We start from the raw sequence: 13,798 nt of genomic DNA, 5'->3' as shown, positions 1-13,798 counted from the left end.
TGTTTCTCCCTTTGCCGTTACGGCAGATTGTCTTTCAGGAATATGTCGAGGCGGATGCGCTCTTGCGCCTCGATGACGGCAAGCCCGTCAGCCTTCGCCTTGAGGACGCGGATGGCGCTGCGCACCTCATGCCCCGCATCTTGGTTCAGAATTGCGTCAATGGTGCCGTCAAGCAGCGCGGCGCGGGTATGTGTCGTCAACTCATGGGCGATGACCGTCAGCGACCGATCGACTGCCTTTTCCTTCAGCGCCCTGATCAGACCACGATTGCCGGCACCGAGGCTGTAGACTCCAATGATGCCGCTTTTCTTCGACAGCGCGTCCGCCACCAGCATATGCGCCATCTCGGGATCGTCGCGGCCTTCGATGACAGGCAAAATGGAGAGCAATGGAAACTCCGCCGCCATGACGGAAGCAAAGCCCTCGAGGCGTTCGCGATGGTCGCGGACCAGCATCGAGCCGGCGAGCACCGCGATCTCGCCCGTGGCGCCGCCGAGGAAACGCCCGAGAAGCCGTGCGGCAGTACGGCCGGCAGCAATATTGTCGACGCCGGCATAGTGATGGCGCTGCGAACCGGTGAGATCCGAGACCAGTGTCACGACTGGAATGCCATCCTGCACCAGACGGTCGACGGCATCGCGCACCTCAGGCGCATCAGTCGCGACAAGCGCGATCCCCGAAGGCCGCTCTTTTCCAAGTTCGTCCAGAACCCTGACCAGCGCTGTCGGATCGAACGCCGGTACCTCAAGGGTGCGGATGTCCGTTCGCTCCACGGGCGAGCGAGCGACCGCGGCGCGCACCTCGTCGTTCAACCCATGCATAAAGGAGTTGTCGCTTGCAGGAAGGATGAACACAAGCGGATAGGTCCGACCCTTTGCGAGGTTGGCAGCAGCGACATCCCTGACGTAGCCAATCTCGCGAATGGCCTTCTCGACCTTCTCGCGCGTCACGTGGCGCACGCCCGGCCGCTGGTTCAAAACCCGATCGACGGTTGCGAGGCTGACGCCTGCGGCGGCAGCAATATCGTGAACTGTTGGCCTCATCTTTCCTCCTGACGAGACCTTTAACTCCAAATCTGATGTACGTAAATCAAAATCTACGAACGCTTCCGTACACGTCAGATATTTGTGTAAAACAAAGGCCGATCTGATGATATCCGATCGGCCCCTGAACGTTGATTTGAAAGACTAATTAGTGGCCTCCGCCACCTCCGCCCCCACCTTGCGGCGCGGGTTTGTCGAGCATCGCCACGCCGAGGATCATGGCCAGGAAAAGCAAGGTCAACATCAGGAAGACGTCGCTGAAAGCCAGGACGACGGCCTGCTTCGTCACCAGTCCGACCATCTGCTTGATGGCAACAACGGCGCCGTCCATGCCGTAGGTATTGAAGTTCGCTGCCATGTTGTTCATCTGGTCGATTGCAGCAGGGCTTCCCCAATCGATATTCTCGCGCAGCCGCTCGTAATGAACGTCCTGCCGGTTCGTCAGCACCGTGTTGATGATCGCTAGCCCCACAGCGCCGCCGAGGTTGCGGGTCAGGTTGAAGAGGCCGGACGCGCCGCGCATGCGGGCCGGCGGCATCGTGCCGAGCGCGATGTTGTTGATCGGCACCATGCACATCATCAGCCCGAAGCCGCGGAATATCTGCGGAATGAAGAGTTCGTAGAAGTCCCAGTCCTGCGTCAGATGCGTCATGATGTAGGTGCCGGCCGCAAAGCTGGCGAAACCGATTATCATCATGAGCCGCAGGTCTATCTTCGTCGACAGCTTTCCGGCAATCGGCGCAGTGAAGAACATCGCAAGGCCTGACACGAACATGGTCTCGCCGATCATCAGCGAGTCGTAGCCGCGGATGCGGCCCAGATAGACCGGGTAGATATAGGTCAAGCCGTAGAGGCCGATCCCCATCACGAACGAGAATACGGAGCCGAAGGCGAAGTTTCGGTTCGTGAAGGCCCTCAAGTCAACGACCGGGAATTCCACGGTGAAGGCCCGATAGAAGAAGACAACGGCAGCAACCGCAGAGGCGATCGCACCCATGAAGATATAGCTGTCGTTGAACCAGTCGTTGGAGTTGCCTTCCTCCAGCACATATTCCAGCGCACCGAGGAAAACGCCCATCGACAACAAGCCCCACCAATCGAACTTCCTGATCAGCGAGAATTCCGGCTTGTCGAAATCGATGAAATTCCACGTGACGATCGTCACGATGATGCCGGGCACGATGTTGACTAGGAACAGCCAGTGCCAGGAGAAGGCATGGCTAAGATAGCCGCCGACGGTCGGGCCGATCGTCGGGGCAAGCGTTGCGATCAGGCCGATGATCGGCGACACGATGCTGCGCTTGGAAGGCGGGAAGATCGTGAATGCGGCGGCAAAGACGGACGGGATCATGCCGCCGCCGATGAAGCCCTGAATGGCGCGATAGACAATCATCTGGTCGATGTTCGTCGCCGTCGCGCAGAGCGCGCTCGCCATGGTGAAACCGGCGGCCGAGGCCGCAAACAGATATCGCGTCGAGACGATGCGCGCGAGCGTCCCCGACAGCGGAATCATGATGACTTCCGCGATCAGATAGGAGGTCTGCACCCAGCCGATCTCGTCCGAGCCGGCGCTGAGGCCAGCCTGGATTTCCGCAAGCGATGCCGAAACGATCTGGATGTCGAGGATCGACATGAACATTCCAAGCACCATCGCGAAGAACGCAATGAGCTTGCGGGGATCCATGTGATCCGTGGCAGCCGGAGTCGCCGGAACGGTTCCAACTGTTGCGCTCGCGGCCATGGGTCTACCTCGTCAGCCGATATTACTTGGTCGCGTCCGGCGCTGTGCGCGTGTCGACATCAACGACAACGCTGAGACCGGCGCGCAGGCGACCGCTATCGAGAGCATCCTGCGGCAGTGAGATGCGAACCGGCACGCGCTGGATGATCTTCGTGAAGTTGCCCGTCGCGTTTTCCGGCGGCAGCAGCGAGAAGACGGAACCGGATGCCGGCGAAATCGACTCGACCGTGCCGACGATCGGATGATCATCATAGGCATCGACGTGCACGTTGACCTTCGAGCCCGGGACCAGATGCTGGATCTGAGTCTCCTTGAAGTTCGCGTCGATATAGAGCTGACGGACCGGCACGAGCGCCATCAGGCGTTGCCCGGGCGACACCAGATCGCCCTCCTGCACTGAACGATTGCCGACGACGCCGTCATAGGGCGCCTTCAGCACCGTGAAGGAGAGGTCACGGGCGGCCTTGTCGCGCGAAAGCTCGAGCTGGCGGATCGTGCCTTCGGCTTCCCGGCGCTGCGCCTGCAGGAGCGTGATGTTGGCGTGCGCGGAAGCAATCGCGGCGTCGCCACCGACGAGGTTCGCCTTTGCCTGATCGAGCGCGATGTTCGCAGCATCGAGGTTGGCGGTCGTACCGACCGACTTGGATTGCAGCTCGGCAGCGCGGGTCTGGGTGATCTGCGCGCCGCGAACGGTGGCTTCCAAAGCCGCCTTCTGGGCCTCGGCCTGATCGAGACTTGCCTGCCCGCCGGCGATCTGCGCGTCGATGCGCTGCAGCGAGAGCTTTTCCGTTTCGAGTGAAGCAACCGCCTGGTCGAGTGCCAGCTTATAATCGCCGTCGTCGAGCGACGCCAGGATATCGCCTGCCTTGACCTTCTGGTTGGCAACGACATTCACCTTGGCGACATAACCGGTGACCTTCGGCGAGATCGTCGCGATATCGCCTTCGATATAGGCGTCATCGGTCGAGACCATGAAGCGGCCCGTGGTCCACCAATCGTAACCATACCAGGCAGCGCCCGCGAGCAGCGCAAGGCCAATGATCGGCAGAGCAAAGCTACGCTTTTTCTTCTTTTCGGCAGGAGCGGCCTGCGTATCAGCAGGAGCTTGCGGCGCGCGCGGTGCTTCCGCGGTAGGAACTGCTGCTTCCTGAGCCCTGCCCTCGGTATCAGCAGGCTCGCTGACGATGCGGGCAACATTGGCTTTTGAACTGGACGACATGGGCAGCTACCGGTAAATCGAGTGAATTTAATCGAACTGAACGGTTCGGTTCAGTTGACATAGAACCTTTTTCCATTCATATCAAGTTATATCGAACCGGTTGGTTCGGTTTTATTAACGAAAAATTCGCTGATGCGATCATGGTTAAGGAGCGATGACAGAGCTTTCCGATACGCGCGTGGACGACTCCCCCTCGACAGGCGGCCGGTGGGCCGCAGGCGAAGACCCTGCCAAGCGCAAGCAAATTCTCGACGGCGCCCGACGCGTTTTCATGAAACTTGGCTTCGATGCCGCGAGCATGAACGATGTAACGCGCGAGGCCGGAGTTTCAAAAGGAACGCTCTACGTCTACTTCGCCAATAAGGAAGAGCTCTTCACCGCGATGATGGAGAGCGAGCGCGCGGCTTTCGTCGCCAGCGTGCGCAATACTCTCAAGGAATCCAACGATCCCGACGTCGCGCTGCACGACTTCGGCATGACCTTTGTCAGCCACCTGACCGAGGATAAGGTCATCAATGCGATGCGCACGGTCATCGGCGTACGCGACCGCATGCCGCACCTCTGTCAGCGCTTTTTCAGCGGCCCGGAAAACATCCGGACGGTGTTAAAGGACTTTCTGACAGCCCAAGTCGAGGCCGGCCGTTTCGAGATCGACGACATCGAGCTTGCCGCCCGGCAGTTTCTGGAACTTTGCGGTGGAAGCTTCTTCAAGCTGCGCCTGTTCGGCGACATGGACGCCCCTCCTCCACGCGAGGAGATGGATCGCGTGGTCAATGGCGCCATCCGCGTCTTCACGGCGGCCTACGGCGTCAAGAAGCAGCCCTGAACCCGTCCCTTTGATTTCTCTCGCCATTCGCGCCAGAATCCCGCAACCGGGATCAAGCGCGACCTGTTGCCGTTCGCTATGAAGGGCATGCAGCCAAGGGAGAGCAAATGAGCGCCGTCGGACGAGCGATCTGGTTCATCGAAAGTCATTTCGGCAACGACATCACTCTGGAAGAGATTTCGGACGTTGCCGGTCTTTCGCGCTACCATCTTTCGCGCGTCTTCGGGCTCGTCACCGGGCATTCGATCAGCAGCTATATCCGAGCCCGCCGCCTGAGCGGTGCGGCACGGACGCTGGTCGATCAACCGGGAAGCATTCTCGAGGTTGCCCTCGACGCGGGTTACAGCTCGCACGAGGCATTCACCCGTGCCTTTCGCGACCAGTTCGGTCTAACACCCGAGGCCGTCCGCAAGCAGAGGCACACGCGCAACCTCGCACTTCTGGAGCCTATCCGCATGGACCCCGCTCGCCTTCCCGAACTCGAACCACCACGCTTCGAAACCTTGCCGCCGATGCTCTTTGCCGGCCTGCAGGAGATCTACCCCTACGGCGGCAATGCCGCGATCCCCTCGCTATGGCAAAAATTCAATGTTCATTTCGGCAACATTCCCGGCCAGATCGGCAATGTCGCCTATGGCGTCTGCACGCATATCGAGGGTGAAGCTGAGAAATTTTGCTACATGGCGGCCGTGGCAGTCAGTAACGGCAGCGACCTGCCGGCCGGCTTTTCCACCCTGAAGATCCCCGGTCAGCGCTATGCCGTCTTTGCCCATCGAGGCCACGTTTCAGGCATTTCCGCAACGATGCATCGGATTTTCGGAGACTGGATGCCGAATTCCGGCATAGAGTTCGGCAACATGCCCGACATGTTCGAACGCTACGACGATCGCTTCGATCCCTATACCGGCACGGGCCTGACGGAAATCTGGATTCCCATCAAGGAATAAAACTCGTCTTGCTTTCGTATATCCCCTTGCGCGCTTGCCAAGGCAGGCCGCGTCCGTACATTGCGAGCGTCAAACTATGTGGCGCAAGGGGATAAACGCCGATGCAAGATATCATGATGCTCGTTCAGGACCCGGCTGCCTGGGTGGCCCTCGTCACCCTCGTGGTGATGGAAGTGGTCCTCGGGATCGACAACCTCATCTTCATCTCGATTCTCACCAACAAGCTGCCACCTGAACATCGCGAGAAGGCCCGCACGCTCGGCATCGGCCTTGCTCTCATTATGCGTCTTGCCCTCCTCGGTACCATTGCCTGGATCGTGAAGCTGACCACGCCGATCTTCGAACTGTTCGGCCACGGCTTCTCGTGGAAGGACATCATCCTGATTGCCGGCGGTCTCTTCCTGCTGTGGAAGGCGACGAAGGAAATCCACCACAACGTAGATCCGACCGATCACAACGAGGATTTCATTGCGACAGCAGTAACAACAGGCTTTACCGCCGCGATCGGCCAGATCCTGCTGCTAGACCTCGTTTTCTCGGTCGACAGCATCATCACCGCGGTCGGCATGACGCCGCACCTGCCGATCATGGTCGTCGCCGTGGTCGCGGCCGTAACCGTCATGCTGGTTGCCGCCACGCCGCTTGCGAACTTCATCGAGAAGAACCCGAGCATCGTCATGCTGGCCCTCGCCTTCCTGATGATGATTGGCATGACCCTGATCGCCGAGGGTATGGGCGTGCACGTGCCGAAGGGCTATGTCTATGCCGCGATGGCCTTCTCCGCGCTCGTGGAAGCCCTCAACATGCTCGCTCGCAATGCCCGTCAGCGCAGAAAGCAAGGCGGCCACTGAGACAGCACGGGGCGCGGTTCCGCTGCCGCGCCCTATAGCATGTCCCCCAGGCTCCAGTGATTGCCCCATCGGGCATCGATCTCGTCATCGACGTTTTGATAGCGGATATCCGTCGACAGCCTTATCCTGTTCGATACGCTTTGGTTCGTGGTCGAGGCGTGGATCATGTAGGGACTATGCAAGACCACGTCGCCGGCTTCGTAGTCGGCGATCAGCCAGCGCGTGCCGAAGCGCTCCGCCACGTCAGGAAGATCCTTCGAAACCCAGCCGCCCTCGGTCATGTTGCGGTTGAAGGCGCTCACCCTTTCCCCTGCGGACAAGTCGCGGCTCTTCCTGGAAAACTCCTCCTCCATACGGACGCCGATGGCATGCGAGCCCTCGAGGTAAACGAGCCCACCCATGTCGACCGACGTATCGCCGATCGGAATCCAGGCGGTCACCAGCCGGTTGGTGCCACCGCGCAGGTAGACGAGATCGTAGTGCGCCGGCGTCGCTGTCGTCGTGCCCGGCTGGGTAAAGCGCATAATTTTGCGCTTGTGCAGGTAGGAGATACCCGAAAGGAACTCATCCATGAATCCGGCAAGCCGTGGCTGCGCGCAAAAGCCCTCGAAGGCGACAGAGCGGACAAGCGACATCAGAATACGATCGACCTGACCTTTGTCGACACCTGTGCCGGCCGATAATCCGAGCATCGGATCGGACCCGGGTGCGACAAGCCCGCCGCGCGCCAGATGCGAGAAAACCCAGCCGCGAAAGGCATTGACCACATCCGGATCGAGAAAGCGCTTCAACCAGACATAGCCGCTTTCGCGATAAAGCCTGCGGATCGCCTCCATGCCGATCGACGGGTCCGTCGGCACGAGTTCACCCAACCGGTTCGGCGCGGTCGAGAGAATCTTCCCGTTGGCGACTAGGTCGATCGCCGGCGCTCGATCCGGCTTGCGATCCGCAGCGCGACTTGACATTCCGATCACTCCTAAAGCGAAATAGACGCTTGAAATCTGAAGAAAAAGAAATGACATTCCATGGACGGAAGAAACGGCTGGACTTTTCGCTCATGACTGAGTTCCCGATCGCTCTTTATCGTTCTTCCTCTTCCGGCTCCACGGTGCTCACGGTCACCGGGTTCGGTCGCCAACGTATCGGAACGCGTATCGTCAACCGCCGTCTGCCGATGCATGCGGTCGTCCTCGTGGAAGCCGGGCAAGGCACGCTGCAGACGGCAAAGGCCGGTGTTCAGGAGATCAACGGCCCGTCGCTCTTCTGGCTGCCCGCCGGGACGCTGCATTCCTATGGTCCGACAGAAGGCGAGAGCTGGGAGGAACGATGGGCTCTCTTCGAGGGCACGCTGACGGCAGATCTGATCCGTCAGCGCCTGATCTCACCAACAGAACCGGTGGTGCGCCTACAGAATCTCCGCGAGATGCAGCACCTCTTCGGGGCGCTTCATTCGGACTTTGTTGCGGGCGATCCGCTCAGCCTCGCGTCGGCCGCGGCAACGCTTCACCGCATCGTTGTCCAAGCAGCCCGGCAGGCAAACGCAGGGAGCGATGATGCGGCGGACGTCAAGATCGAGCTGGTCATCGAGACCTTGCAGCGTCGGGCATTCGAGCCGACGGACATGCAATCCGTCGCGCGGGAGTTCGGCATGTCCCCGGCAACGTTGCGACGGCGTTTCCATGGAGCCATCGGCTTGTCACCGAAGGCTTTCCAGCTGCGCCTCCGCATCGATCGAGCCAAGCAGCTGCTGACGACCACCGATCTTTCGATCGAGGTGATCTCCAATGCCGTCGGCATCGATGATGCATTCTACTTTTCGCGGCTATTTCAGGATCGCGAGCATTGTTCTCCGAGCGGGTTCCGCCGCCAGTACCGCAGAACATGACTGCGGCCGGATCGAACCCGGCCGCAGTCACACATCGTTTCAACCGAACCGAGCTAGTGCGCGCCGGCACCACCGGCCTGCGTTTTCTTGGTGAGCAATAGAGCGAAAGCGGCAATGGCAAGCACGACACCGATCACGGCGAAGGTATCGCTGAAGCCAAGGATCAAAGCCTGACGTCTGACGATTTGACCCAAGGCGACGATGGCTTTGTGGCTGGCGACGGCCGGGTCCGAAACGCCGTGCGCCAGGAAATAGTTGGTCGTTTGGCCGAGACGATCGCGCACCTCGTCGCGAGCAAGCGTCACCGATTGACCGATGATGTTCGAATGGAACTGCTCACGCTTCGTCAGGATCGTGCCGAGCGAGGCCGTGCCGACGGCGCCGCCGAGGTTGCGCAACATGTTCGTCAGGCCCGAGGCAGCCGCCGCGTCCGCCGCAGCGATGCCGCCCGTGGTGATCGCGGTAACCGGCGTGATGACCAGTGCCTGACCCATGGCGCGCACGATGTTCGGGATCCAAAACTGGTCACCTGCATTGTCGAACGAAAGCCAGATGTTCATGAAGCAACTGACGGAGAAGACGCTCACGCCGACGACGGCGAGCACACGGACATCCACGCGCTTCATCATCCATGGGATGAGAGGGATCAGCATCAGCTGCGGCAAACCAGTCCATGCAAGAACGTTGCCGATCTGCTCGGCGTTGTAACGCTGCACCTGGCCGAGATATTGCGGGACGATGTAGACGGACCCGAACAGGGCTACGCCGACCAGCACGTTGACGACAACACCGATGCCGAAATTACGCTGCTTCAGCAGGCGCAGCTTCACGAGGGGCCTTTCGACCTTGAGCTCGATCCAGATGAAGGCTGCAAGGAAGACAAAAGCAACAATGCTGAGCTTGATGATGAAGGGCGAGGAGAACCAGTCGTCCTTGTTCCCTTCCTCAAGCACCGTCTGCAGCGCAGAAAGGCCGATCGCCATGGTGACGATGCCGGCCCAGTCGCCTTCCTTCAGCAAATGCAACTGCATCGGCTGCTTCTGCAGCGTCAGGGCAAGAGCCACCGCCATGATGGCACTGGGAACGGTGTTGATGAAGAAGATCGTCTGCCAGCCGTAATTCTCTGTGAGATATCCGCCGATTGTCGGCCCGATGGCCGGCGCGAAGGTCACCGACAGAGCAAAAAGCGCCAGGCCGAGCGGTTGCTGGCTCTTCGGCAACTTGGTCAGCACCATGGTGAAGGCCATGGGGATCAGGACGCCGCCGGCGAACCCCTGGAGGCCGCGAAACACGATCATCGTGCCAAGGTCGTGCGCGAACGCACATGCCATTGAAAACAGCGGAAAGAGGATGGAATTGACGAGAATGTAGCGGCGAAACGAGAAGACGCTGCTGAAATAGGCCGTTAGCGGTATGACGACGATCTCGCCGATCAGATAGGAGGTGGAGATCCAGGCGCCGTTGTCGACGCCGGTTCCGATGCCGCCCTCGATGTTGAGCAGTGAAGCATTGGTGATCTGGATGTTGAGGATTGCCATGAACGCGCCGATCATGCCGGCGCAAACGGCTATCCAATCCTTCGTGCTGGCTCGCGGCTGGGAGACTGCAATTGAAGTAGACATGACAAGATCCTCATCCCGCGCCCGTTACGCTCCGGGAGCCGTATCGGCGGCCTTGGTGTTGATGCTTGGTTGCACCGACATGCCGGGGCGAAGATCACCGGCTGCCGCGCCATTGCCATCGAGCACGATCTTGACCGGTATACGCTGGACGACCTTCGTAAAGTTGCCGGTGGCGTTGTCCGGCGGCAGCAGCGCGAATTCCTGGCCGCTCGCCGGTGCGATGCTGTCGACGTGACCGTGATAGGTACGGCCGGGGAACGTGTCGACTTCGATGTCAACAGGCTGGCCGGCATGCACGTCGGTCAGCTGCGTTTCCTTGTAGTTGGCGATCACATAGGCCGCGCTGGTCGGGACAACCGACATCAACTGTGTGCCCGCCTGGACGTACTGGCCAACGCGCAGCGTCCGGTTGCCGACGGAGCCATCGACGGGTGCTACGATCGTGGCATAGGAGAGATTGAGTTCGGCCTGACGCTCGACCGCCTGGCTACGGCCGAGCGCGGCTTTTGCCTGTGCAAGCTCGGCATTCAGAAGATCGACCTGTTTTACGGCTGCCTCGAGGGCCGCGCTGTCGCGCACGATGGTTGCCTGTGCCGCGGCGATCTGCGAGGCGGCCTGCTGGGCGGTCTGAACCGGGGCATAACCGTTATTGGCAAGGCTCGAATAGCGCTTGTTGTTCTGCTCGGCGAACGTTTCGTTGGCCTTATCGACCTCGACCGTGGCGCGGGCGGCGGCGATCGTCGATTGCTGGATTTCGAGAGCTGCCTGCTTGGCGCTTAGCGTAGCTGCCGCAGCGGCAACATCCGCCTTCGCCTGGTCGAGCGCGGCCTGGAAATCGCGGTCATCGATATGCGCGAGCGGTTGGCCGGCCTTGACGGCCTCATTGTCGTTGACGAGCACCCGGGCGATATAGCCGGAAACCTTGGGGGCGATCGTGCTGTTGTCCGCCTTCACATAGGCGTCGTCGGTTGACACATGGAAGCGACCGACCGTCCAGTAATCGTTCCCATAATAGGCACCTGCGACCACGATCGCGATGGCAGCTGCGCCAAGCAGCAGCGACCGACCTGGTCGCTTGCGAGTCTGCAGTGTGTTAGCGGCAGCGCGCGGCGCCTCCGCCTGCAGCGGCTTGCCGGCCTCAAGCGTTTCTGGGGCTGCCTCGGCGACCGTTTCGGCGCTTGGGGCGGTGTTGTTGTTCAGAGCATGCAGCTTCTGGGCGGTCATTGTTGTCTCCGGATCATGGCCGCTATCGCGAAGGACACAGCCTGATGCACAAAAAGGAAAATTGACGTTTTCCAAAATATGCTCTATAAAATCGATGTCAACATGAATTTGGAAAATAGTGATGGTCCAAAATCACAAGATCGAGAGAAGGCCGCGAGGCAGACCGCAGGCGCGGTGCGATGACGACACCAGAAGCGTCATCATTGAGGCTGCCAACAAGCAGTTTCACGAGAATGGATATGCGACGGCGAGCATAGCAGCGATCGCGCAGGAAGCGGGCGTTTCGACAAAGACGCTCTACCGGTTGTTTCCGACGAAAGCCGACCTCTTCTCCGACCTGATTTCCGATCGCATTAGCCGCTTTTTGCTGGCGCTCGACCCGACTACGCTTGCCGCGGCCGATCTGCGCCAAGGCCTCGAGCGGATGCTGATGGCCTATGGCATGCTGACACTCTCGGACGACACCATCACCATGATGCGCCTCGTGATCGGCGAGTCCGACCGTTTCCCCGAAATCTCCGCATCCTTCTATGAAAAAGCCATCGTTCGAACGAGCGCACTGATGGAGGGATGGCTGCGCAAACAGGTCGATCGCGGCCTCATCGCTCTCGACGACCCGCATGCCGCTTGCGGCATGTTGCGCGGCATGATGGCCATGGAGCCACAGCGCGCCGCAATGCTGCGGCAGCTGCCGGCGCCCGGGATCGAGGAGATCGCTGCCCGGGCGAAAATGTGCGCCGATCTGTTTCTGAACGGCGCGGCAGTCGTTCCAGCTTAGTCGCCGCGCTTAAGCGCGGAGAACCGCCTCAGGCGGTCTTTGCAAGCTCCTTGTCGATGGCAGAAGTCAGTCGTTGATCGTCGGCCGTGACATCAGGCGCAAACCGCGCCACGATCTTGCCGTCGCGGCCAATCAGAAACTTTTCGAAATTCCACAGGATATCGCTCTTGTCGCCGGTCTCGATGCCGTGATTGCGCAGCCGCTCCCGCATCGGACCTTCGCCAACTGCCGTCCCGGCAGCGGCTGTCAGCAGCTGGTAGAGCGGATGCTTATCATCGCCCTTCACCGAGATCTTCGAGAAGATCGGAAACTTCACGTCATAAGTTAGGGTGCAGAATTCAACGATCTCGGCATCCGTGCCGGGTTCCTGCCCCTTGAAATTGTTCGCCGGAAAGGCGGCAATCACGAAGCCGCGCTCGCGTTTGTCCTCATAGAGCTTCTCGAGCCCTTCGTACTGGACAGTCAGGCCGCATTTGCAGGCGACATTGACGACCAGGATTACCTTGCCGCGGTGATGGCTCAGCGTTGTCTCACGGCCGTCGGCCAGCTTCACCGGTATGTTCAAAAGATCAGTCATCACTGCCTCCAGCATGAATTCCGCCGCGGAAGCTATACCCACCCGTGCGTTTGTCCAGCAGGCAGATGCAGTCCACTGGCAAAATCAATCAAAACAGCTAGTTTGCCCCCAAGAGCACGGGAGGGCGCGACGGAAGATGGTGCTGGAACTACTGGTGGCGGTCGTTGTCTTCGCTTTGCTCATGACAGCCTCGATCGGAACGATGCTGACTTACTCGAAGCTGCCGGTGCATCACCGCCAGGACGAGACCAATACCGTCGTCCGGCTGGTCGCCAACATCTTCGTCGTTATGACATCGCTTGTCTTTGGCCTGATGATCAATTCGTCAAAGAACACCTTCGCCGAGATCGATAAGAACGTTCACGCCTTCGCGACGCAAATCATCCTTCTTGACCGAACCCTGCGCACCTATGGCCTCGAGGCCAACGAAACCCGTAAGCGCCTGGAAAACTACGTCGAAAAAGCGCTGACCAATCCGGCGCGCGCCGCCACCGATCCAATGGTCAAGAGCGACCGAACGAGCGAGCTTGCCCTCAATGCCGTCGGCGACAGCCTTTCGCTGATCAGGCCGTCCGACCCGGGGCATGTTGCGCTCTGGAACGACGCCCGCCAGCAGTACCAAAGGATCGTCGAGCAACGCTGGATCATCGTCGAACAATCGGAAGGCGTCATTCCGAGGCCGCTCATCACGATGCTGACGGCGTGGCTGACCTTGATCTTTGCCAGCTTCGGCTATCGTGCGCCGAGAAACATCATCGTCATCCTGATGTTCTTCATGTCCGCGCTCCTCATATCCCTGTCGATCTTCATCGTGCTGGATATGGACATCCCGTTCTCGGGCTGGATCCAGATTTCCGATACGCCCCTTCGCAGGGCGCTGGCCGAGCTTCAACAATAGCAATTTGCGGAACGTTGAGCGGCATCGCGCTCGTGTTATCGCGACACCGACGAGATCCTGGCGCAAACGATCCGCGTCCTTGAAGTGCCGAACAGGAACTTTGCATCCCGCACGGCATTGATTAGTCCAGGAAGGCTTACAGATATCAAGGCGGCAGGCGCACGCCCGTCGCTCGGCCTCGAGACGC

The 13,798-nt window shown here is 59.9% G+C and carries 13 protein-coding genes; 6 read left to right on the top strand and 7 right to left on the bottom strand.

Annotated features, from left to right (window positions below; translation table 11 throughout):
• Positions 1-17: 17 nt before the first annotated feature.
• The 3 genes from ATY79_RS26675 to ATY79_RS26665 all read right to left on the bottom strand — a co-directional run bounded on the left by ATY79_RS26675 (position 18) and on the right by ATY79_RS26665 (position 4,003).
• Positions 18-1,043, bottom strand: coding sequence for a LacI family DNA-binding transcriptional regulator (locus ATY79_RS26675; protein WP_088692156.1), 1,026 nt, complete (start codon positions 1,041-1,043; stop codon positions 18-20).
• 148 nt (positions 1,044-1,191) lie between these two features.
• On the bottom strand, positions 1,192-2,784 hold the full coding sequence (locus ATY79_RS26670) for a DHA2 family efflux MFS transporter permease subunit (RefSeq protein WP_088692157.1): 1,593 nt from the start codon (positions 2,782-2,784) through the stop codon (positions 1,192-1,194).
• A gap of 22 nt (positions 2,785-2,806) precedes the next feature.
• Complete coding sequence (locus ATY79_RS26665) at positions 2,807-4,003, bottom strand: HlyD family secretion protein (RefSeq protein ID WP_088692158.1); 1,197 nt, start codon at positions 4,001-4,003, stop codon at positions 2,807-2,809.
• 154 nt (positions 4,004-4,157) lie between these two features.
• On the opposite strand from ATY79_RS26665, the gene ATY79_RS26660 reads away from it, so the two are divergent.
• From ATY79_RS26660 to ATY79_RS26650, 3 genes are all read left to right on the top strand, one after another.
• Positions 4,158-4,829, top strand: coding sequence for a TetR/AcrR family transcriptional regulator (locus ATY79_RS26660; RefSeq protein ID WP_088692159.1), 672 nt, complete (start codon positions 4,158-4,160; stop codon positions 4,827-4,829).
• A gap of 107 nt (positions 4,830-4,936) precedes the next feature.
• A complete protein-coding gene (locus tag ATY79_RS26655; RefSeq protein ID WP_088692160.1) occupies positions 4,937-5,776 on the top strand; it encodes an AraC family transcriptional regulator in 840 nt (279 codons plus the stop codon).
• 101 nt (positions 5,777-5,877) lie between these two features.
• A complete protein-coding gene (locus ATY79_RS26650; RefSeq protein WP_088692161.1) occupies positions 5,878-6,627 on the top strand; it encodes a TerC family protein in 750 nt (249 codons plus the stop codon).
• Between the two features lie 32 nt (positions 6,628-6,659).
• On the opposite strand, the gene ATY79_RS26645 is transcribed toward ATY79_RS26650, so the two are convergent.
• On the bottom strand, positions 6,660-7,592 hold the full coding sequence (locus ATY79_RS26645; protein ID WP_088692227.1) for a phytanoyl-CoA dioxygenase family protein: 933 nt from the start codon (positions 7,590-7,592) through the stop codon (positions 6,660-6,662).
• A gap of 92 nt (positions 7,593-7,684) precedes the next feature.
• Here ATY79_RS26645 and ATY79_RS26640 point away from each other — a divergent pair, with 92 nt between their 5' ends.
• Positions 7,685-8,512, top strand: a complete 828-nt coding sequence (locus ATY79_RS26640; protein ID WP_088692228.1) for a helix-turn-helix domain-containing protein — start codon at positions 7,685-7,687, stop codon at positions 8,510-8,512.
• Positions 8,513-8,565: 53 nt separating this feature from the next.
• Here ATY79_RS26640 and ATY79_RS26635 read toward each other — a convergent pair whose 3' ends face one another.
• The gene (locus ATY79_RS26635) at positions 8,566-10,134 is read right to left on the bottom strand and encodes a DHA2 family efflux MFS transporter permease subunit (protein ID WP_088705435.1); all 1,569 of its coding nucleotides are present in this window, start codon (positions 10,132-10,134) and stop codon (positions 8,566-8,568) included.
• Positions 10,135-10,158: 24 nt separating this feature from the next.
• On the bottom strand, positions 10,159-11,358 hold the full coding sequence (locus ATY79_RS26630; protein ID WP_088705434.1) for an HlyD family secretion protein: 1,200 nt from the start codon (positions 11,356-11,358) through the stop codon (positions 10,159-10,161).
• 121 nt (positions 11,359-11,479) lie between these two features.
• Between ATY79_RS26630 and ATY79_RS26625 the strand changes: the two genes are divergently transcribed.
• Positions 11,480-12,136: a TetR/AcrR family transcriptional regulator gene (locus ATY79_RS26625; protein ID WP_088692164.1), complete on the top strand. Its 657-nt coding sequence runs from the start codon at positions 11,480-11,482 to the stop codon at positions 12,134-12,136.
• A 28-nt stretch (positions 12,137-12,164) separates the two neighbouring features.
• On the opposite strand, the gene ATY79_RS26620 is transcribed toward ATY79_RS26625, so the two are convergent.
• On the bottom strand, positions 12,165-12,713 hold the full coding sequence (locus ATY79_RS26620) for a glutathione peroxidase (RefSeq protein ID WP_189637115.1): 549 nt from the start codon (positions 12,711-12,713) through the stop codon (positions 12,165-12,167).
• A 136-nt stretch (positions 12,714-12,849) separates the two neighbouring features.
• Between ATY79_RS26620 and ATY79_RS26615 the strand changes: the two genes are divergently transcribed.
• The gene (locus ATY79_RS26615) at positions 12,850-13,611 is read left to right on the top strand and encodes a DUF4239 domain-containing protein (RefSeq protein ID WP_088692165.1); all 762 of its coding nucleotides are present in this window, start codon (positions 12,850-12,852) and stop codon (positions 13,609-13,611) included.
• Positions 13,612-13,798: the final 187 nt, after the last annotated feature.

The sequence above is a fragment of the Rhizobium sp. R693 genome (assembly GCF_002211315.1).
Classification (GTDB): Bacteria; Pseudomonadota; Alphaproteobacteria; order Rhizobiales; family Rhizobiaceae; genus Rhizobium.
Note: the sequence above shows the minus strand (reverse complement) of the source record. Positions and strands in the feature narration are given on the sequence as shown.